The following is a 19,184-nucleotide window of genomic DNA, read 5'->3' on the forward strand; positions in this document are numbered from 1 at the left end:
CACCGCACGATCATGCGCATAACGCCCGAATCGACGAGGAACTCTACGCACAGCGCTCGATGACCGAAACAGTGAATTCGGCCGTGAAGCGCTCGCTCGGCTTCGCCGTGCGAGCGCGTGAGTGGTATCGAGAGTTTCGCGAGATCGCACTGATGTGTCTCGTCTACAACATCAAACGTGCCGTCAAACAGTGAAATCCACCGCCTTATGGCGATTCAACAGAGCCAAGAATTGTGTGTCCTCGTACGAGGCGTTCGACGCCCGACCAGAGTCGAAGTGACCGAAGGCGTGATCACGCGCGAGGCGCGTTGTCTGGATGATCTCCTCCTGTGAGAAGGATTTGTCTTCTACTGGATCTGCGGCTTCTTGCTCATCGTCGACGATCTCTGCCTTAGGCCGCACCTCCGGCGCTGAGATGTCGCGATCGTGGACTTCCTTGATGACGTAGTGGGCGGCTGTGGTGACGAACTCCCGGGTCGCCTCGTCGAACCGGTTACGCCAGGTCCGCGAGAGCACCGATTCGTCGGGGATTTTCTCCAAGTCGAAGACAACTGCGAGTTCGGGATACTGGGCGAGCGAACGGTAGCTTTCGCCAGTGAGTTCGCGGTAGAGTAACAAGCGTACCATCCCCTCGAACGAGTGCGGTGCTGGATGCCACTCTGGGTAGCCGTCATTGAGCGAATCGAACGGCCCCTCCAGAGTTCGAAGAGCCGTGCAGAGGGACTGATCGGCTTTGAGTGCCTCTGTGAGTGTCAACCCGACAAGGTAGGCGTCGGTCAATCGGTGCTCCTGAGAAGTCATGTGAGCTATCCCATCAGCCAGTCACACAAGCGGCGCGATCCCATCCTCTTTGCGCAGGAACCGCTGCTGTTGAATCGGTCAGCACAAACAAGTACTCTGTAAGTCTCGCAGCTACGCTTCGTTCACTCATAGCTAACACCTTCATTGATGATGACTCAATCATCCTGCTCGACGTTGAGGGTGAGAAACTGGTCGGGAGATTCTGGAATCAACTATGCTGAGATAACTCGTGTGAGGACAACCAGCTTCTCAAGAAGAGGCGCGGCGTGAGTGGGAAAACTGGCATCTATAGCCCGTTAAATCGGTTTACAGAGTGCCATCTATCCAAACTGCACCGATTTTCTGATTCCGAATACCAACCGTATGCAATCGAAAAACCCCTCCTAAAGCGATCAGGCAGAGTTTCAGTCTGCAGTTTGGGTGCTAGTGGATGGTGTCACTCCTGGAAGCTCGGGGATGGATAGATCCACCCGGCGGAGCAGTTGCGCGTTGATGGCGACGATTACTGTACTCAACGACATCAGAAGCGCACCCACAGCGGGAGACAGCAGAATCCCGATCGGTGCCAACACGCCTGCTGCGAGCGGAATCGCGAACACGTTGTAGCCGGCGGCCCAGACGATGTTCTCCTGCATCTTCCGGTAGCTCGCCTTACTGAGTTTCACGAGTCGCACTACATCCATCGGGTTGTTCTGCACGAGAATGACATCCGCCGACTGGACGGCGACGTCGGTGCCGCTCCCGATGGCGATCCCGACGTCGGCTCGCGTCAGCGCCGGCGCATCGTTTACACCGTCACCAACCATCCCCACGAGCTTCCCCTGGTCTTGGAGTTCCTGGACTTTCTCGTCTTTGTCTTCGGGGAGGACCTCGGCGAACACCGTGTCGATGCCCAGTTCGTCAGCGACAGCGTTGGCGACGTCCTGGGAGTCGCCAGTCAGCATCGCCACTTCGATTCCCAGATCGTGGAGGGCGTCGACGACGCGGAAACTCTCTTCACGGATTACGTCGGCCATCGCGAACGCGGCGATCAACTCACTGTCACGAACGAGATACACCACCGTTTGAGCGTTCTGTCCCGCCTCGTCAGCGAAGCGCTGGAGATGGGCGGGGATCTCGCTATCGAGCTGGGTCAACAGGTTCGGCCCACCGACGTACACCTCGTTTCCATCGACGTTTGCGCGAACCCCTCGCCCTTTGATCGCCTCGAAGGCGGTCGCGTCGGGAGTAGTTAGGTCTCGCTCGTCGGCGGCCTCGCGAATCGCTCGCGCGATCATGTGTTCGGAGTCACTCTCGACGGCTGCCGCCAGCCCGAGCGCGTCGTCCTCGTCGACGCCGTTGACGGTCGCCATATCCACGACGCCGTGTTCGCCCTCGGTAAGCGTCCCTGTCTTGTCGAAGATGATCGCGTCCAGATTCCGTGCGTCTTCCATCGCGATGCGGTCGCGAACGAGCATCCCGTTGCGAGCGGCGAGCGACGTGTTGATCGCGACGACCAGCGGAATGGCGAGCCCGAGGGCGTGCGGGCAGGCGATGACGAGCACCGTCACGACTCGCTCGATGACGGTCGCGTCGAACGAGACCGCGACGGTCCACGCAATCGCCGTCACGACTGCCGCCCCGAGCGCGACGTAGAACAGCCAGCCTGCCGCCCGGTCGGCCAGTACCTGCGTCTTGGACTTGCTCTGCTGGGCTTCCTCGACGAGACGCATGATGCCCGCCAGCGTCGTCTCCTCGCCCGTCGCGCCAACACGGACGCGGAGACTACCATCGCCGTTGATGGTGCCGCCGATGACCTCGTCGCCAGGCTCCTTCGAGACGGGCTTGGACTCGCCAGTGATCATCGACTCGTTGACGTCCGAATCACCTTCCTCGACGGTGCCGTCAGCAGGGACACTTGCGCCCGGCCGGACGAGCACGAGATCGCCTTCCGAGAGCTCCCTGACGGGAACCTCCTCGGTTTCTCCGTCGTCGGTAATACGCTCGGCGGTGTCTGGCATCAGTTTCGCCAGTTCGTCGACCGCGCTGGAGGCCCGCCGGACCGACCGCATCTCGATCCAGTGGCCCAGCAGCATGATGTCGATCAGCGTGACGAGTTCCCAGAAAAACGCAGACTGCGTCGGGAAGACCACGCTCGCGAGACTGTAGACGAACGCGACGGTGATCGCCATCGAGATCAACGTCATCATCCCCGGCGACCGGTCTTTCAGCTCCGGCACCGCCATCTGGAGGAACGGCATCCCACCGTACGCGAAGACGATGACCGCGAAGACGGGGTTGATCCACTCGCTGCCCGGGAACGCGGGGACGGAGAACCCGAGCCACTCCTGCAGCATTTCGCTGTATAGCAGGACTGGGATCGACAGGAGCGTCGAGACGAAGAAGCGCCGGCGGAACATCTGCTCGTGGCCCTCGTGCATCCCGCCATGCCCCTCACCGTGGCCCTCATGGGAACCGTGGTCGTGTCCTTCGCCCTCGTGTCCAGCGTGCTCGTGCTGCTCGTCGAGCACCGTCTCACTCTCCGCAGCAGGGTGTGCCTCTTCTTCCAGTAGCTCCTGTTCTACCCGCTGCTCGTCCGACTCGGCGTCCGATTCATCCTGCTCGCCGTGTTCGTGCTGGTGACTGCTGTCGTCCTGCTGGTGTTCCCCTCCAGGGGGATTCTCATTTGTATCTTTGTGGTCGTCCATAGCCCATATTCTCTGTAGAGGTGGATCCGCTGGCCCCCTGAATCTTCCCCACTGAAACTGTACAGCAGGACCAGCGTAGCGAAGCTTCAAAGACAACGGTTGGCCGTTGTCTCGGAGTGGTCCGCGCGATTCTCAGGCGTAAGCGGTGTACCCGGCGTCTTCGACGGCCTCCACGAGAGCTGTGACATTTGCCTCACCATCGACGCTCGCCTGTTCGCTCTCCCTGTCGACGGTCACGTCAGTCACGCCGGATACCTCTTCGAGGGCCTCTTCGACCGTCTGCTCACAGTGACCGCACGTCATGCCTTCCACGATGATCGTCGTCGTCATACAGGGATACACACGGCCTCCTCTCTTTAGCGGATTTCCCCTTCGATCATACTGATATCGTGGGGCTCAAACTTTAGATTCAAAGTGATACCTGCGGCCGTAACGAACTAGACATCGGATGCGCCAGGTGTCAATAGCGAGGTGGCTCAAGTATCGTTGTGACGCTCTCTGTACGTCTTCGCCGCTAAAAAGACATAGAGTGCGCCGATAGCCCGAATGCCCAAGCGGAATCGCTCGTTCCATTCTATCGACTCTGGACGCTCGTACAGGAACGCGGTGGCAAATCTCTGATACAGGTCGGGAAATAAGAGGACTATCGCACCGAACACGCCGGTAAGATTCATCAGCAATGCGTATGCTCGCCCGTTAAAGAGTGAAAGCGCAGCTATCAGAACACCCTCCGACCGGACTGCTGGACGTATCCACCCTCTCACTGTTCCCTCGTCTGGATTCGAAATGGCGAGTTTCTCGAAGAGCTCGACGATTTCGTCCGGGAACAGCGCTGAGATAGCGCCGAGGACACCGACGAGTGTTCGAATCATACGATATGGTACGACCGATATGGATATAACTCCCACTGCGACGCTACACTATCGAGAACGAGGGGAGTCCGAACAGTAGCGGCTTCGAACCGGGCACGACGCGCAGAGGCCGCTTGTCGAATGGGCGTCCTGAATCCTTATGGATTCGGGGCATACAGGGCGTAGAGGATAGACAGCATCCCGGCTGCGGTGACGAGTGCTGCGACGAATCCTGCTTCGAAGATCGACACCTGGAGGAGTTCGAAGAGGACGCCTTCAAGGAGGCCGCCAAGCCCGACCAATGCGAAGCCGGCGGCGACGTACAGGAGTAACTGCGTGTGATGTCGTTGGTACCCGCGATAGGCCTGATATGCGATGACCAGTGCTAACGCGGTCGTGAACAGTTTGCCGATGACGAATAGCGTGTGGTCCATGATTCAGTCTCCCCGCATTTCCTCGAAGATGGTCGTAATCCGGTCGGCGGGGTCAGGCTGGATGTCGATGTTGACGTCGAAGCCCTCCGCCTGCAGGAGGATTTCGATGCGTTCGAGGCGCGCCTCATACTCGCTGTAGTGCCGTCCCCCGGGGTCGACGTGCGTATACTCCTCGAGGAGGCCCTGCTCGACGAGGCGGGTGACACGGCGCGAGACGGTCGGGCGTGACATGTCACATTCCTCGCTGAGCTCCTTCGCAGACAGGCGGTCGGTCTTCGTCGCCACGAGGATGTCGCGGGCGTACTCGTCGTCGAGTGTCGCGAAGATTTCCGACGGGTCGGCCTCCTCAGTCACACGTCTCTACTCGCGACAGGAGCGTAATATAGCCCGCCGATTTTCTGACCCAGAACGCCGGCTCGCCGTTATATCGTCTCTGCCTCCGTACTGATAGTTGAAGGTGCAATAACTATGTCCACACTCGACTCCGGCATGAATCAGCTCGAGAGCAGAGTCGGCGGTCTGACCGTCGGCGGGAAAGTTCACAGTCTCAGTGCGTGGTTCGTGCTCGCGCTCCGTCTCATGATGGGCTACGCGTTCGCGTACTCCGGGTTCACGAAGATCACCGGCGAGTTCGCCGCGGGCGGTTACCTCACGAACGTCGCGGCGACGAACGGCAACCCGCTCGCGGGGATGTTCGCGTGGATGGGGAGTACGCCGTGGTTCGTCGAGTTCGCGAACGTGGCCGTCCCGTGGGGCGAGCTGTTCATCGGCCTCGGCCTGCTCGTCGGCGCGTTCGTCCGCCTCGCGGCGTTCTTCGGCGCGCTCATGATGCTCATGTTCTACTTCGGGAACTGGGACATGAGCCACGGGTTCATCAACGGGGACTTCGCGTACATGCTCGTGTTCCTCGCGGTCGCCGCGTTCGCCGCGGGCCGCATCCTGGGCCTCGACCAGTACATCGAGAACTACGACGTCGGTGGCGAGACGCTCGTTGAGCGCTACCCCGCCCTCGAATACATCCTCGGCTAACCACGCCGAACTCTCTTCAGGAGTACAATAATGCAAAATCCAATTCAAGCACGCGGGATTCGTTCTCTGGGACTCATCGTCATCGGAGCACTGACGCTAGCCGTCATCATTGGAATGACTCTGACGCACGCTGCTGTTCCAGATACAGTGATGTGGGACTGGCATGACGGGATGTGGAATGATGGTCACATGGCCGGGTGGGGAATATGGAGCTGGGGGATGATGTTGATCGGTTTGCTGTGGATGGCACTTCTGATCGCCCTTCCCGTCTACATCGTCTACTGGCTGACAACGCGGTCGCCATCGGACGGCCCCACCGAGGATAGCGCACTCGCTGTCCTCCAGGAACGGTACGCTCGCGGCGAAATCGACGACGAGGAGTTCGAACGCCGGCGCGCCCGACTCACGCCTGACGGCGGCCGTTACTGACTGTTCTTCCCCTATTCGTCGACTTCCGTCTTCACGACGGTCGCTGGGCGGGTCGTCAATCGAAGGACGCGGTCGGTCACGCTTCCGAGCAAGGCCCGGTATTCTTCCGGCCGGTGTTTCGTTCCAAGTACAAGTAGATCCATATCTTCGGCATCAGCATACCGTACAATCGTCTCAGCCGGTCGGCCGTGCTCAATTGCTTTGACAACATTGACACCGACCTCCTTCGCTTTATATTGGATGTCTGCGATTGTTTCCGTTCCAAGTTCTTCGAGGCCATGTTCTGGGCCTTCGGCTTCATCAACGTACTCGTCACCGCTGTATGCTGTTACGACGTCCTCATCGACTACATACAGAACATGAAGATCGGCATTATGGGCCTCTGCTAGCGCGATAGCATGGGATTCAGCTTCCTCAGAAGCAACTGTCCCGTCAGTCGAGAGCAAAACCGTATCGTACATTTCTCTTTACTTATTGAGACTAGATTATAAAAGCCAGCGCTCTTGGATAGTGGCGTAGCTGGTAACACTTTTTGTAACTTCACAAAGTTTGGAGATTGTCGTCTCTCACGGTTGAAGAGTGGAGGATTTCTATGACGACCAGCTGATGCTAAGCTATTTCCTGTTATGAGTCGTACTGATTAGCATGGGTACCAGACCAACTGACCTCCGGATGGATATTGGTCGTATTGCTGATGAGTCGGTCGCCCGTGTCACGCCTGACGCCACGGTTGCCGAGATCGCTCACACGATGATCTCCCAATCGCGGTGTGCCAGGTACGTGGTCGTCGAAGAATCCGATCAGATCTCTGGTATCATCACCGATCGAGACCTGATTGCTAACCTGCTCACCGAGGAAAGCGAGTTAAGTGTGCTCACAGCCGAGACGAGTGGAGACGACGTACGAGCTGCTGACGTGATGACGCGTGACCCACTTACTGTGCCAGCAGATGCTGAGATTCCAAAAGTCCTGAGACAAATGAACGAAGCGGGTGCTCGACACGTCCCGGTTGTTGAAGACGGGAGCGTTATCGGGATGATCACTCTGGACGATTTAATTACGCATGTTGCTGGTGAGAGCGCACACGTTTCAGCTCAGATGGATAACGTAGCGGGCATCATCCGAACAGAGTCTACGCACGATTGAAACGCTAATTTGGACTCAAAGTTTTTCGTGTTGCTTGTGCTTCCAGAAATAGAGTCAGTTGAGAGAGATTATCGCATGAGGAGCCGTCTAAGGACGTAGTGGAGGATGCCGCCGTGTTCGATATAGGTCACGGCGGCCGGCGTGCCGACCTGTGCTGTGACCGGGAACTCGACAGTCGACCCGTCCGCGCGCTCGGCGATAACGGTCAGTTCGTCCATCACATCGAGCCCGTCATCGAGGCCGTGGATCGTGAAGATCTCAGACCCATCCAGACCGAGAGATTCCCACGAGTCGCCATCATCGAACTGCAGGGGGAGCACACCCATGCCGACGAGGTTGTCGCGGTAGATGCGCTCGTAACTCTCGGCGATGGTTGCGCGAACACCGAGTAGGTCCGTTCCTTTCGCCGCCCAGTCCCGGCTGGAGCCGGTACCGAACTCTTCGCCTGCCATCACGACGAGCGGGACTCCCTCCTCGCGGTAGCGCTGGCTGGCTTCGAACACGGTCGTCTGCTCGTCGGTTGGGTGGTGGATCGTATAGCCACCCTCGACATCGTCGAGCATCTCGTTCTCGATGCGGACATTGGCGAACGTTCCCCGCATCATCACCTCGTGGTTGCCCCGGCGCGCGCCGTAGGTGTTGAACTCGTGCGGCTCAACGCCGTTATCGAGCAGCCACTGGCCGGCAGGGAGGTCAGATCCGAAGGGGCCAGCAGGGCTGATGTGGTCGGTCGTAACGGTATCGCCGAGTGTCAGCAGGCAGCGTGCATCCTCAATATCGGCGACGCCGGGTTTTTCGAGGGGGAAGTCCTGGAAGAACGGCGGCTCTCGGATGTATGTCGAGTTGTCGTCCCACTCGTAGACGTCACCTGTGGGCGCGTCGAGAGCAGCCCACCGCTCGTCACCCTCGAACACAGAGGCATACTTCTCCTCGAACATCTCAGGAGAGACGTTCTCGTGGATTGCTGCCTGCACGTCCGCTGCGTCGGGCCAGATGTCCGCCAGATACACCGATCCCCCCTCCTCGTCGGTGCCTAGCGGCTCGTTCTCGAGGTCGACGTCCATCCGCCCTGCGAGGCCGTAGGCGACGACGAGCGGCGGGCTCGCGAGGTAGTTCGCGCGGATCTTCGGGTGAATACGCGCCTCGAAGTTCCGATTTCCGGAGAGGACGCTCGTCGTCCAGAGGTCGTGGTCGTCGATCGCTTGCTCGATGGGATCGGGAAGTGGTCCGGCGTTCCCGATACAAGTGGTACAGCCGTAGCCGACGACCGCGTACCCGAGCTCTTCGAGATACGGAAGCAGGCCCGATTCCTCGAGGTACTGCGTGACGACGCGACTGCCGGGTGCGAGACTCGTCTTGACGTACGGCGGGACATCTAAACCTTTCTCGACGGCGTTCTGGGCAAGCAGACCAGCAGCGATCATCACCGACGGGTTCGAAGTGTTCGTACAGCTCGTGATGGCGCTGACGAGGACGTCTCCGTGTCCAATTTCCACTGTCTCACCGTCGAGGTCGACCTCAACGCGTTTGGTTAACGGGTGCAGTTCCGATTCGGGTTCGACCTGAACACCGCCGTCGGTCTCCGCACCAGCTGCATCACCTTCGCCGAGCCACCGCTGTAGGGCGTCTTCGTCGACATCATCGAGGTCGTCTTCGAACTCCCCGTGGAGAAGTCCCCGGAAGCTCTGTTTCACGTCCCCCATCGGAATCCGGTCCTGTGGCCGCTTATGTCCGGCGAGACTCGGCTCAACAGTCGAAAGATCGAACTCGACCACCTCGGTGTATTCCGGTTCCTGTTCTCCGAATAGCCCTTGCGCTTCGAGGTACTCGCGAACAAGGTCGATGTGGGCGGGGTCACGCCCGGTGAGTTCGAGATACTCGAGCGTCTGCTCGTCGACCGGGAACATACTGATCGTCGAGCCCTGTTCGGGCGCCATATTGGCGATCGTGGCCCGGTCGGGGACTGTGAGATTCTCCACACCAGGACCGAAGAATTCGACGAACCGGTCGACGACGCCGACCTCGCGGAGCCGTTCGGTGATGTGGAGCACGAGATCCGTCGCCGTCGCGCCCTCGGGTAATTCGCCTTCGAGGCGGACGCCGACGACCTCGGGAAGTTTCATCGTGACCGGCTGACCGAGCATTGCCGCTTCCGCTTCAATGCCGCCGACGCCCCAGCCGACCACACCGATGCCACCGATCATTGGGGTGTGGCTGTCCGTGCCGACGAGTGTGTCCGGCAGGAGCCATTTCTCACCGTCTCGCTCGCGGGCGTGGACGACCCGGCCCAGATGCTCGAGATTCACCTGGTGGACGATGCCGGTCCCCGGCGGGACGACGTTGAAGTTCTCGAAGGCGTTCTGCGCCCACTTGATCGCGCGATACCGTTCGGCGTTGCGCTCGTACTCCAGTTCGACGTTCTTCTCGTAGGCGTCCTCGGAGTCGAAGTAGTCGACTTGGACGCTGTGGTCGATTACGAGATCAATAGGGATCTCTGGTTCGACCAGGGTCGGGTCCCGATCTTTGCGGTCGACTTCGGATCGAAGGGCCGCCAGGTCGACAACTGCGGGCACGCCAGTGAGATCCTGTAGGACGACTCGTGATGGAGAGAACGGAACCTCTGCGTCCGGTACGTCTGGCTTCCAGCCAGCAGCATTCTTGACATCCGCTGCAGTAACAGTTTCGCCGTCGGCGTTCCGGAGCACCGACTCAAGCAGAATACGGATGCTCACAGGGAGCGTGTCGAGGTCACAGAGCCCCTGCTCTTCGAGTGCTCGAAGATCGGCCATCTTGTACGTCGTCCCGTCGACGTCGAGCTCGCGGACGGCATCGAACGGAAGTGTATCAGTCATAGTATCTACACCTGGGATTGGCAGTCGTATCAATCCCTCTCCGAATCCGATTCGACGAGAATCGGGATTTGTTACGCAGAGGCATCGTATCCAGCGTCTTCGACCACAGTCACAAGCTCATCCCGTTCAGCGGACCCCTCGACCGTCGCGGATTCTGAGTCACGATCCGCAGTAGCAGACGTAACCCCCTCAACTTCTTCGAGTGCCTCTTCGACGGTCTGCTCGCAATGTTCACAGGTCATTCCTTCGACGGTGATTGTCTGAGTCATATCCATTCGTAGATAGGGGCGAGTATTCTATGTGGTTTTCTGCTTAGAATCCAATGTTGTCGCAGCCCTGGATCACCGATTTCGAAGGTGTGTTGTGGGCAACGGCAGTATTGAAGCGGGAAAGCGCGCGGATATTATCCTCCTCGACGTCGACAAACCGAAGTTCACGCCACGGACCAATATTCCTGCACAGGTCGTGAACAACGCGGTGCCGGCCGACGTCGAGACAGTGATCGTTGACGGCGACGTCGTCCTCCGGAATGGTGTGCCCGAGACAATGGACTCGGACGACGTGCGACAGCGAGTAAATCAGGCTGTCGAACGCTTCATGGACGAGACAGGCTGGGAGTTAGACATTGGTGGTAGTGAACCGCCGACCAGCATCGAGACTGTACGGGACCTCCCAAAGCGTGGCCCTGCGCGACTCCTGACTCGCCTCGCGATGCAATCCGCGCGTGATCGGTTCTCCTTCTAAGACCCTGCCAGCGTAGGGGTGGTTCCCCCTCAGGAATTTCTGTGGGCGCGAACGAACGCACGTCGCAGGACGGTCAGAAGAACGTACGTCTCGTACTTCTGGGTCTGGCAGTGCTCGCAGGGCTGCATATCCTCGACGATCTCCTCAATAGCGTCGTCGTACTCGTCGGTGAGCGTAGTGAGCGCGTCCGTGATCTGGGGCTGGGCAGCGTCGATCATCTCCTCGACGGCGGCGTCGGCCGAATCTGGTAGTGAGTACGAGAGGACGATCGTGTTCGCGTGGTAGTACTTCGTCGTCCCACCACGCCCCTCCTCGAAGCGAACGACGTCGACGAGGCCCGCATCCCGGAGCTCGTTGATGTGATGGCGGACCGTGTTCTCCGTCCGGTCGATGCCGCGATCGTCGAGGCGTTCGTGGACCTCGGTCGCAGTTAGGGCTTCCTCGGACAGAATGTCGAGGACCATCGCCCGCATCGGCTCGTCGATGGCGTCCGAAATCCGAGTGTCTCGCACCGCGATGTCGTCGAGACGGTGGTCGGTATCGGAATCACTCATACGAGAACTGAGCGCGAGCACGCGGGAAAAGGTAGCGGGGCAGGAGTCGGGTAGGTGTCTGTCGAGGTATCCAGTACAGGATGGACCCGCGATAGCGAAAGCCCTAGACGACCCGTTTGACTGTTCCAACGACCCGTATCCGAATTCAAACATATCATCTAAAAAATACTTATTGAGGTACGGGCACTATCTCAAACTGTAATGAGCGACACAACCCAATTCCGCGTCCTCGACTTCGACTGCCCGACCTGCGCGAGTACCGTCGAACGCGCCCTGTCGAACGTCGACGGCGTCCAGCACGTCGAAGTCCACTACGCGACCGGCCGCGTCGAGATCGAGTACGACGACAGCGTCACTGACCCCGACGCCTTCGCAGAGACCATCGAAAACCAGGGGTACACTCCCCAGCCCGCCTAACACTATGAACAAACAATCGATCACGCAGTACTACCGGAACCACCGGAAGGCCATCGTCACGGCGACGAGCGGCCTGCTGTACGGCGGTGGCTGGAGTCTCGGCTACCTCACGAGTTTCGAGATGGCAAGCGCCGCCATCCTCGTCCTCGCGACGGTCGTGGGTGGCTACGACATCGCCAAGACCGCTTACCACGAGGTCACCAACCGGACGCTCGGCATCAAGACGCTGGTGACGCTGGCCGCCATCGGTGCTATCGTCATCGGGGAGTACTGGGAAGCCGCCGCCGTCGTCTTCCTGTTCAGCCTTGGCAGCTACCTCGAAGGCCGGACGATGCGGAAGACCCGGACGGCACTTCAGGAGCTACTGGAGATGACGCCCGACACGGCGACCGTCCGTCGCGACGGGACACTCCAAGAGGTCTCCGCCCGCGATGTCGAAGAGGGCGAAGTCGTCGTCGTAAAGCCGGGCGGGAAGATCCCGGTCGACGGAACCGTCGTCGACGGCGAGAGCGCAGTCAACCAGGCGCCGGTCACCGGCGAGAGCGCGCCCGTCCACAAGGCCGACAGCGACGAGGTGTACGCCGGGACGGTCAACCAGGAGGGCGCGCTAGAAATCCGGACGACGGGAGCGGGATCGGATACGACTCTCGAACGGATCATCCGTCGCGTCGAGGAGGCCCAGGAGGCTCAGTCGCCCACGGAGAGTCTCATCGACCGGTTCGCGAAGTACTACACGCCGGCCGTCATTGCCCTGGCTATCGGCGCGTACGCGGTCACGCAGAACGCGATCCTGTCGCTGACGCTGCTGGTCATCGGCTGTCCGGGCGCGCTGGTCATCGGGCCACCGGTCAGCATCGTCTCGGCCATCGGTAACGCCGCCCGGTCGGGCGTGCTGATGAAGGGCGGCGAACACCTCGAACGCGCCGGCAAGATCGATCTCGTCGCCTTCGACAAGACGGGGACGCTCACGAAGGGCGAGACCACCGTCTCCGACATCGAGGGGTTCGGCGTCGCCGCCGCCGACGTCCTCTCGCTCGCAGCGACCGCCGAGAAGAAGAGCGAACACCACCTCGCGGACGCCATCGTCGACATGGCCCGCGAACGCCAGACGGCTGCGACGGACGGTGGAGCGACGGTCGCCCAAGCGGACGATACGGACGTGGGGCGCAGGTCGGTCCCCGATCCCGACGACTTCGACGTGGTCGCCGGCAAGGGCGTCATCGCCCATGCCGATGGCCAGGAAGTCGTCGTCGGCAACCGCGCGCTGCTGGACGACCGCGACGTCGATGTCCCCGATCGGGTCGCCGACTACGTCCGCGAGCGTGAGGGGCGCGGCGAGACAGTCGTCCACGTCGTTCGGGACGGGGACATCATCGGCGCGATTGCGATGCGGGACGAGCTCCGGGAGGCCGCTCCTGGGGTCGTCGCGGCGCTCCAAGACGCTGGCATCGAGACGGTGATGCTCACCGGCGACAACGATCGGACGGCCGCTGCCGTTGCCGAGGAGGTCGGTATCGACGAGTACCGTGCCGAACTCCTCCCCGAGGACAAGCAGTCCGTCATCGAGGGCTACCAGGCCGACGGCCACGTCGTCGCGATGGTCGGCGACGGCATCAACGACGCGCCATCGCTGGCCACTGCCGATGTCGGCATCGCGATGGGTGCTGCGGGAACGGACACCGCTATCGAAACGGCTGACATGGCGTTGATGGCCGACGACCTCGAACGCATCCCGTACGCGGTCAAACTCAGCAAGGCGACGCGCTGGAACGTCCTCGAGAACGTCGGGATCGCGGTGCTGACCGTGACCGTCCTCCTCGCGGGCGTGCTCACCAGCTACGTCACCCTCGCGTCGGGAATGCTGGTCCACGAGGCCAGCGTCCTCCTCGTCATCCTCAACGGGATGCGACTGCTCCGCTACTGACCACGAGACACGATCACAACCACAACTCATGACATCGAATTCGACTGCGACTGACACGACCCAGACGAGAACCAATTGGCAGGTCGACTACGACGTCGAGCCGATCGAAATCCGCGACCCCGTCGCGGAGGCCCTCGACGTCCTCGAACCGGGCGAGCCGTTCGTCATCGCTTATAGAGACGCGGTGAAAGAGGCAGGACACTCCTGTCCGACTGCCTCGGGCGCCTACCGGATCGTCCAGCTCGGGCTCGACGCCCTGTATCCCGACGACTATCCAGTCCGGAGCGAAATCGAGGTCCAGACGGCCGGCCCGCAGGAGGATGCTGCGTACGGCGTGATGAGCCGTATCATCTCGTACGTGACTGGCGCGACCGGCGATGACGGATTCAGCGGGCTCGCCGGCGGCTATGGCGGCCGCCGCGACCTCCTGTGCTTCGACGGGTTCGACCCGGACACGGCGGACCCGACGTTCCGGTTCCGGCGAACCGACACGGACGAGACCGTCGAAGTGGCCTACCACGTCAGCGACGTTCCTAGCGGTGGACCCGCAATCGGGAACCTCCAGAGGATTCTCGACGGATCGGCAAGCGACCAGCAACGGGAGGCCTTCGCTGACGCTTGGCACCGCCGCGTGCAGGCTGTTCTCAGAGACGCCACCCTATTCTCCGTCGAAGGGGTATGAACGCGGCGGTGTACCCCTCACACTCGTAATGAGAGTTACCGCGATATACTGTTGGGCTCCTTGGGTACCTTGGTAGCGCCATCACCTAACTCGCCGACATCGATATGAGAGTACCCCACGCAAACCATCCCCTCAGAGTTGTCCAAGTATCGAGCTACAACCGCCAACCCAAATACTCAAACAAGAATCTCGCCCATCCCGCGTCAACTGCCATATGGAGCAAGGTAATCGTGTTTCCAATGGTCGATATCGATCTCCACAGCCTCTGAAGTCGTTGGAGAACCGACCGTGACCCATCAGTCATAATCTGCGGCAACGTCTACGGACACATCTATGCCGTTGTATGAGTCGTCGGAGCGCCCTGTCGGTGCCGTCGATATTGACGGGGTACAAGAGGTCAACTATGATTTATTTCCAGTTCATTTCGAACTGATTCGAAGGCACGCATCAAATCTATCCTCCGAGGTTGTGGAAGTTGAGACTACAGCGGGTATAGCGGGCCTGTAATGCGTGGTATCGGCCGAATCGATGAACGGGATCTGCGTTAGATTGCTGTCTGAACGGCCGTTCTTGTTTTGCAGGCAACCATTCTAGCGGATTTCCAAGACTCCGGATAGTGTCGCCACTCAGACGACGTGCTCTCACGGAGAGAGCCTCGTTACTATCCGATTCCCGTGTCCTTCTTCACCAGTGTCAGCGTATTATCGGCAGTCACAATGGGCGAATGCTCGTATTCACCGGTTAACTGCACCTGTACCAGCAGGTCCACAGCCCGCCAAATCGAGTACAGCAAACAGGCGAACGCGAAGTAGAAGAACCGTAGCCCGAAGTGCTTCGACGTTGTGGCGGCCATGAACCGTTTGATCGATTTGTAGCCGCTCTCAATCTCCCATCGGTACCCGTACTCCGTGAGAAGGCCACTCTTCCTATTCGTCATGAACACCGAGTACTGCCGATAATCGGTGTGCTCGGAGTTCTCTTTCCGTCGGTAGATCAGTGTTGTTGAATGCCACTCGTTGTCGCCCAAGTGCAACTTTCGATCAGTTTCGTAGCGGTCCTTCCCCCGCTTGAGAAGTCGTTTCGCCTGCGCTTTTTCGCTGGTCTGCATCCGCTTGGGCACGACGTAGGAGAGGCCGCGCTGGCTGAGCATCTCTAGGATGTGCTGGCTATCGAACTCCCGATCCATTAACACGTTATCGACATGAACAGCCGCCTCTGCCGAATCCAAGAGGTCCGTGACGATCTCCTTGCGCGTGTCCCCCTTCCGAACTGGGCGCGCATCTAAGACGATTGGGACGGCATTCCCGACCAGTTGGACTGTCGCCCACTGGTAGGCGTACTCATCGGTGTTCTCTTTCGTGCCGATAATCTCGTCTTCGTGACCCGCACGATTGCCAGTAAACGGGTCGGACTCTGTGATGTCGATCGCGACAATACCGGCTCGGAAGAACTCCTCGGTCTCTGCGACTCGATCTAAGAGACGACTCACGGCTTGGCGGTACATCTCGCGTATCTGCTCAATGGAGAGATCCCGCACATGCTCGCGATGGGCGTGGCCCAAAGGTGTTCGATCTCGGGTCGATTCGTGGATGAAACTCCGAGCCCCTTCGTTGACAGCTAAGTTCTCTCGAAGCCCCAGATAGGTCTGAAGGTCCCAGTAGGCATTTTCATGGATCTCACAGCCCTCACCACGGTTCAATGAGAACGCTGGGAACGCAACGTCGCTGACGCGGTTAGTGACGGCCTCGGCCTGCTCTAATATGGTCTGATCATCGGGGTCCGATTCTTCATTCTCGTCATAGTGTCTGCGGCTCTGCCGTTCTGGTTCTCGTGGAACAGAGACACCCACATTTTGGGCTTTGATGAGGATCGTTCGCGCTGTGGTTTCGACCGTGTTCCGGAGGTCTGTAGTGAAGCGATGGTGCCAACTGCGCCACAGAGTTGACTGATTGGGGACCGACTCCAAGCCGATCTGTTCGCTGAAATCAGGGTGCTGGGTGAGGTATTCGACGAGGGCCGTCTCGTGGTCCCAGCCACGGCATTCTTTCAGCAGGAACAAGCGAAATAGTGTCTCCATCTCGTAGCTCGTCGATCCTGCATACCGGTCGTGGGGATCGAACTGGACGTATGCAAGCGGTAATGTGTGGACGAATGGTTCAACGCCCTCGTGTTCGTCTTGTTGGAACCACGTTTTTGCGACGACGCGGACATCCGACTCCAGTGCGGGAAGCGACGAGCGATCGAACAGCGGGCTAGACCCATACGTTGGCCAATCGACATAGGAACAATGAGCAATTTGGCGAAAGACTGTTCGACGCGACTCGGGGGTCATAGCCATGTGGGTACTGATAGCAAAACGTCCAAGACCAGTTGATCAAGATCGGATAGAAGTTGGATTCATCAGCGGAAGTGTTGTGGTTAGCTGGAGTAAGAGACACTCCCAAATTGTGTTTCTCGCCAGTATTTCCAGAGGTAGGATAGATCACTGGGATACAACAGTTTTACAATTTCCTGCTTGCTCCCATCGTTAATATCTGAAAGGGTATCTCGAGAAAGCTTGTTCAGATCTTGCATAAGTCGGTCGTACCGTTCGTTTGGTGCAAGGTATAGCAACCTCGTCATCATCAATCGACGGTCTTGTCTGGGGGCAACTTGCTCGTTCCATAGGTCGTCGTAGACTCCCATCTCCTCAGCAGAGGTGTTTTTCGTCCTCGTCAGACAGCGGTCGGCTGTCATTGCAGCTGCGCGAGCTGATTTCATACACTTGTAGATTCCCTCTCCCCAGACAGGATCAACCGACGGGACAGTATCACCGATCGCGATAAACGAATCAGTACTCATCGATCCGGGGGGCTGTACATGTGCTGATCCCCGAACTGTACTCTCTGCGATTTGTCTGGCGTTCTCGAACCGTGGGTCAGTATCAAGCCAATGTTCGAGATACCCGTCGACGGTGCGATCGTGAATGGCGTTTTCTTGATAGCGTTCATTCTGGATATAACAGATGCCGACTTTTGCTGTGTCGTCACCCGTATGGAAGATCCACGAATAACCTCCAGGGGCGTACTCGTGGTCCAACCGCAACATCATCGCGTCAGTGAGATCAGCAAACTCGGGATGATTGAGATCGACGCCTTCGAATAAGTATTCAATACCAATCGCGTGGTTCTCCCGCTCAAGATTGGCTATCCCCAGATCTTTAGCCAGTGGCGCAGCCGGACCCGTAGCATCAATAACGATTTCGCCAAAGACCTCCTGGTCACGGTTATAACGGACACCAACGAGATCACCATCTTCGACGATCGGGTCACGAACACGAGCATCAAACCGATACTCAGCACCCTTGTGACGACCATCCTCGACAAGGAACTTCTTGAACGCCTCGAAGTCCAAGACAAAGCCCGGCTGGTCCTGGATAAAGTGTTCATTTGGAGATTCAAGAACTACTGATTCAGTCGCGTGCATAACGACGTCATCCGGGATGCCGAAGGAGGTCATCATTGACGCAAACGTTCCGCCGGTAGATTTGTTACTTTGAGCTGGGAATTCATCTTCTGCTTCGGTTTCTAGGATGACAACATCGTACCCACGGTCAGCTAGATCTCGTGCACACTGCGCCCCCGCTGGACCTGCCCCAGCGATGATCACATCATACCTGTTTGACATCGTTGGAGAACAACTACTCAGGAGCGGACGAACAAGATGTTGGAACACAGTGCCACTTTTCGGTTGTTTCTACACAGGCCCGGTGCCCACCATCTTAGTGGGCAGACATCTGTGACACCACGTTGACGAAGTAGACGCCACCGATAATGAGGCCAATTCCGAGAAGGCCTGCCAGATCAACTGGTTCATCAAAAATAACGGCCCCGATACCTGCCACACCGACAATACCCAATGCTGCCCATGTCCCATAGACGACACCCATCGGTAATTCCTCTAACGTGAGGGATAGTAGATAGAACGCTGCCCCATATCCGAGGACAACCCCAATACTGGGAACCGGTTGTGAAAATCCCTCCGAGAGTTTGAGGGCAGTTGTCCCGAATAATTCGGAGAGTATTGCACCAGCGAGCAGTACGTATGGATGCATATCGTTAGGTCTCGAAGCCCCCAAGATACGACTATTGGGCTCTGTTGAATCACTAGACGGCGACGGGATCGGTCGCTAAACCAAAGGCGTTGAAGCGAGAGACTTGTGTTAGCTATGACCCAAATCTCCCGCTTCACCGAGCGGTGCGTCTTGGTGGCTCAAAACGTTACTGGCGATGGAGACGAATCCGCCGCCCCGAACGGTGGCGGCGGATTCGCCGATTATGCCCTCGTATCGCTTCACTGTCTCCGGATTTACCTCGATACCACTTATCGGATGACCATCGACCTCCTGCAAGAGATGCCACAAATACTTCGGGAGATCGGCCTCAAGCCGGCCGATCTCCCTGCGCCGTCGACGTTGTGTAAGGCTCTCGATCGGATCGAGATGGGTCTCTGTCGAGTGCTGCTGCGCCAGTCGGCGCAGCTGCACGACCCATCCGAAAACGCCGCCCTCGATGCCACGTTCTACGACCGAGACCGCGCCAGCCGCCACTACTGCCACCGCACCAACTACCGCGTTCAGACGCTCAAAGTCACGA

At 58.9% G+C, this 19,184-nt stretch carries 20 protein-coding genes and 3 pseudogenes; 9 read left to right on the forward strand and 14 right to left on the reverse strand.

The genetic code is table 11. From position 1 onward, the window contains the following. A pseudogene (locus GT355_RS17285) lies at window positions 1-194 on the forward strand (IS5/IS1182 family transposase); the annotation flags it as partial. Here the strand turns inward: GT355_RS17285 and GT355_RS17290 are convergent. The 6 genes from GT355_RS17290 to GT355_RS17315 form a co-directional block, all read right to left on the reverse strand. Continuing rightward, on the reverse strand, window positions 184-801 hold the full coding sequence (locus GT355_RS17290) for a hypothetical protein (RefSeq protein ID WP_205250472.1): 618 nt from the start codon (window positions 799-801) through the stop codon (window positions 184-186). The pseudogene GT355_RS17285 and the gene GT355_RS17290 overlap by 11 nt on opposite strands. 404 nt (window positions 802-1,205) lie before the next feature. Further along, window positions 1,206-3,488, reverse strand: a complete 2,283-nt coding sequence (locus GT355_RS17295) for a copper-translocating P-type ATPase (RefSeq protein WP_095638026.1) — start codon at window positions 3,486-3,488, stop codon at window positions 1,206-1,208. A 132-nt stretch (window positions 3,489-3,620) separates the two neighbouring features. Then, a complete protein-coding gene (locus GT355_RS17300; protein WP_004594582.1) occupies window positions 3,621-3,818 on the reverse strand; it encodes a heavy-metal-associated domain-containing protein in 198 nt (65 codons plus the stop codon). A 146-nt stretch (window positions 3,819-3,964) separates the two neighbouring features. Next, entirely contained in the window at window positions 3,965-4,360 is a 396-nt protein-coding gene (locus GT355_RS17305) for a hypothetical protein (protein WP_004594583.1), read from the reverse strand. Window positions 4,361-4,497: 137 nt separating this feature from the next. Then, window positions 4,498-4,773: a DUF7521 family protein gene (locus GT355_RS17310; protein WP_004594584.1), complete on the reverse strand. Its 276-nt coding sequence runs from the start codon at window positions 4,771-4,773 to the stop codon at window positions 4,498-4,500. 3 nt (window positions 4,774-4,776) lie between these two features. Continuing rightward, entirely contained in the window at window positions 4,777-5,127 is a 351-nt protein-coding gene (locus tag GT355_RS17315; protein ID WP_092817278.1) for an ArsR/SmtB family transcription factor, read from the reverse strand. A 114-nt stretch (window positions 5,128-5,241) separates the two neighbouring features. On the opposite strand from GT355_RS17315, the gene GT355_RS17320 reads away from it, so the two are divergent. Beyond that, entirely contained in the window at window positions 5,242-5,802 is a 561-nt protein-coding gene (locus GT355_RS17320; protein WP_092817279.1) for a DoxX family protein, read from the forward strand. 189 nt (window positions 5,803-5,991) lie between these two features. Beyond that, window positions 5,992-6,231: an SHOCT domain-containing protein gene (locus GT355_RS18405; protein ID WP_240145886.1), complete on the forward strand. Its 240-nt coding sequence runs from the start codon at window positions 5,992-5,994 to the stop codon at window positions 6,229-6,231. Between the two features lie 11 nt (window positions 6,232-6,242). Here the strand turns inward: GT355_RS18405 and GT355_RS17330 are convergent, their stop codons facing one another. Continuing rightward, window positions 6,243-6,692, reverse strand: coding sequence for a universal stress protein (locus GT355_RS17330; RefSeq protein WP_092817280.1), 450 nt, complete (start codon window positions 6,690-6,692; stop codon window positions 6,243-6,245). 184 nt (window positions 6,693-6,876) lie between these two features. Here GT355_RS17330 and GT355_RS17335 point away from each other — a divergent pair, with 184 nt between their 5' ends. Then, complete coding sequence (locus tag GT355_RS17335; protein ID WP_004594590.1) at window positions 6,877-7,377, forward strand: CBS domain-containing protein; 501 nt, start codon at window positions 6,877-6,879, stop codon at window positions 7,375-7,377. Window positions 7,378-7,445: 68 nt separating this feature from the next. Here the strand turns inward: GT355_RS17335 and acnA are convergent, their stop codons facing one another. Continuing rightward, a complete protein-coding gene (gene acnA, locus GT355_RS17340) occupies window positions 7,446-10,229 on the reverse strand; it encodes an aconitate hydratase AcnA (RefSeq protein WP_095638031.1) in 2,784 nt (927 codons plus the stop codon). A 71-nt stretch (window positions 10,230-10,300) separates the two neighbouring features. Further along, window positions 10,301-10,498 (reverse strand): heavy-metal-associated domain-containing protein, encoded by a 198-nt coding sequence (locus GT355_RS17345; protein ID WP_049938510.1) that lies wholly within the window; start codon window positions 10,496-10,498, stop codon window positions 10,301-10,303. 103 nt (window positions 10,499-10,601) lie between these two features. Between GT355_RS17345 and GT355_RS17350 the strand changes: the two are divergent. Continuing rightward, a pseudogene (locus GT355_RS17350) lies at window positions 10,602-10,973 on the forward strand (amidohydrolase family protein); the annotation flags it as partial. A gap of 29 nt (window positions 10,974-11,002) precedes the next feature. Here the strand turns inward: GT355_RS17350 and GT355_RS17355 are convergent. After that, window positions 11,003-11,527: an ArsR/SmtB family transcription factor gene (locus tag GT355_RS17355; protein WP_004048660.1), complete on the reverse strand. Its 525-nt coding sequence runs from the start codon at window positions 11,525-11,527 to the stop codon at window positions 11,003-11,005. Between the two features lie 201 nt (window positions 11,528-11,728). Between GT355_RS17355 and GT355_RS17360 the strand changes: the two genes are divergently transcribed. Genes GT355_RS17360 through GT355_RS17370 form a run of 3 tightly spaced genes read left to right on the forward strand, consistent with a single transcriptional unit; the run spans window position 11,729 to window position 14,550 of the window. After that, on the forward strand, window positions 11,729-11,944 hold the full coding sequence (locus GT355_RS17360; RefSeq protein WP_004048661.1) for a heavy-metal-associated domain-containing protein: 216 nt from the start codon (window positions 11,729-11,731) through the stop codon (window positions 11,942-11,944). A gap of 4 nt (window positions 11,945-11,948) precedes the next feature. Then, a complete protein-coding gene (locus GT355_RS17365) occupies window positions 11,949-13,868 on the forward strand; it encodes a heavy metal translocating P-type ATPase (protein WP_006186939.1) in 1,920 nt (639 codons plus the stop codon). Between the two features lie 28 nt (window positions 13,869-13,896). Next, window positions 13,897-14,550, forward strand: a complete 654-nt coding sequence (locus GT355_RS17370) for a hypothetical protein (RefSeq protein WP_006186940.1) — start codon at window positions 13,897-13,899, stop codon at window positions 14,548-14,550. Between the two features lie 35 nt (window positions 14,551-14,585). Here the strand turns inward: GT355_RS17370 and GT355_RS18410 are convergent. The 4 genes and pseudogenes from GT355_RS18410 to GT355_RS17385 all read right to left on the reverse strand — a co-directional run. Beyond that, a pseudogene (locus tag GT355_RS18410) lies at window positions 14,586-14,863 on the reverse strand (site-specific integrase); the annotation flags it as partial. Between the two features lie 348 nt (window positions 14,864-15,211). Continuing rightward, a complete protein-coding gene (locus GT355_RS17375) occupies window positions 15,212-16,888 on the reverse strand; it encodes a transposase (protein ID WP_160135765.1) in 1,677 nt (558 codons plus the stop codon). Window positions 16,889-16,968: 80 nt separating this feature from the next. Then, the gene (locus GT355_RS17380) at window positions 16,969-18,216 is read right to left on the reverse strand and encodes a digeranylgeranylglycerophospholipid reductase (RefSeq protein WP_160135766.1); all 1,248 of its coding nucleotides are present in this window, start codon (window positions 18,214-18,216) and stop codon (window positions 16,969-16,971) included. 94 nt (window positions 18,217-18,310) lie between these two features. After that, window positions 18,311-18,643 carry a DMT family transporter gene (locus tag GT355_RS17385; protein WP_050033927.1) on the reverse strand — a complete coding sequence of 111 codons (333 nt, stop codon included), beginning with the start codon at window positions 18,641-18,643 and terminating at the stop codon, window positions 18,311-18,313. 114 nt (window positions 18,644-18,757) lie between these two features. Here GT355_RS17385 and GT355_RS17390 point away from each other — a divergent pair. After that, window positions 18,758-19,184: transposase (locus tag GT355_RS17390; RefSeq protein WP_192928051.1), on the forward strand; the 427-nt coding region annotated here is incomplete at its 3' end.

This window comes from Halococcus salsus (assembly GCF_009900715.1).
GTDB classification, from domain to species: Archaea; Halobacteriota; Halobacteria; order Halobacteriales; family Halococcaceae; genus Halococcus; species Halococcus salsus.

Coding starts and splice junctions, on each gene's coding strand:
- GT355_RS17300 (WP_004594582.1), bottom strand. CDS start 3,818: ATGACGACGACGATCATCGTGGAAGGCATGACGTGCGGTCACTGTGAG.
- GT355_RS17310 (WP_004594584.1), bottom strand. CDS start 4,773: ATGGACCACACGCTATTCGTCATCGGCAAACTGTTCACGACCGCGTTA.
- GT355_RS18405 (WP_240145886.1), top strand. CDS start 5,992: ATGGCCGGGTGGGGAATATGGAGCTGGGGGATGATGTTGATCGGTTTG.
- GT355_RS17345 (WP_049938510.1), bottom strand. CDS start 10,498: ATGACTCAGACAATCACCGTCGAAGGAATGACCTGTGAACATTGCGAG.
- GT355_RS17290 (WP_205250472.1), bottom strand. CDS start 801: ATGACTTCTCAGGAGCACCGATTGACCGACGCCTACCTTGTCGGGTTG.
- GT355_RS17305 (WP_004594583.1), bottom strand. CDS start 4,360: ATGATTCGAACACTCGTCGGTGTCCTCGGCGCTATCTCAGCGCTGTTC.
- GT355_RS17330 (WP_092817280.1), bottom strand. CDS start 6,692: ATGTACGATACGGTTTTGCTCTCGACTGACGGGACAGTTGCTTCTGAG.
- GT355_RS17375 (WP_160135765.1), bottom strand. CDS start 16,888: ATGGCTATGACCCCCGAGTCGCGTCGAACAGTCTTTCGCCAAATTGCT.
- acnA (WP_095638031.1), bottom strand. CDS start 10,229: ATGACTGATACACTTCCGTTCGATGCCGTCCGCGAGCTCGACGTCGAC.
- GT355_RS17360 (WP_004048661.1), top strand. CDS start 11,729: ATGAGCGACACAACCCAATTCCGCGTCCTCGACTTCGACTGCCCGACC.
- GT355_RS17365 (WP_006186939.1), top strand. CDS start 11,949: ATGAACAAACAATCGATCACGCAGTACTACCGGAACCACCGGAAGGCC.
- GT355_RS17370 (WP_006186940.1), top strand. CDS start 13,897: ATGACATCGAATTCGACTGCGACTGACACGACCCAGACGAGAACCAAT.
- GT355_RS17295 (WP_095638026.1), bottom strand. CDS start 3,488: ATGGACGACCACAAAGATACAAATGAGAATCCCCCTGGAGGGGAACAC.
- GT355_RS17320 (WP_092817279.1), top strand. CDS start 5,242: ATGTCCACACTCGACTCCGGCATGAATCAGCTCGAGAGCAGAGTCGGC.
- GT355_RS17380 (WP_160135766.1), bottom strand. CDS start 18,216: ATGTCAAACAGGTATGATGTGATCATCGCTGGGGCAGGTCCAGCGGGG.
- GT355_RS17335 (WP_004594590.1), top strand. CDS start 6,877: ATGGGTACCAGACCAACTGACCTCCGGATGGATATTGGTCGTATTGCT.
- GT355_RS17355 (WP_004048660.1), bottom strand. CDS start 11,527: ATGAGTGATTCCGATACCGACCACCGTCTCGACGACATCGCGGTGCGA.
- GT355_RS17385 (WP_050033927.1), bottom strand. CDS start 18,643: ATGCATCCATACGTACTGCTCGCTGGTGCAATACTCTCCGAATTATTC.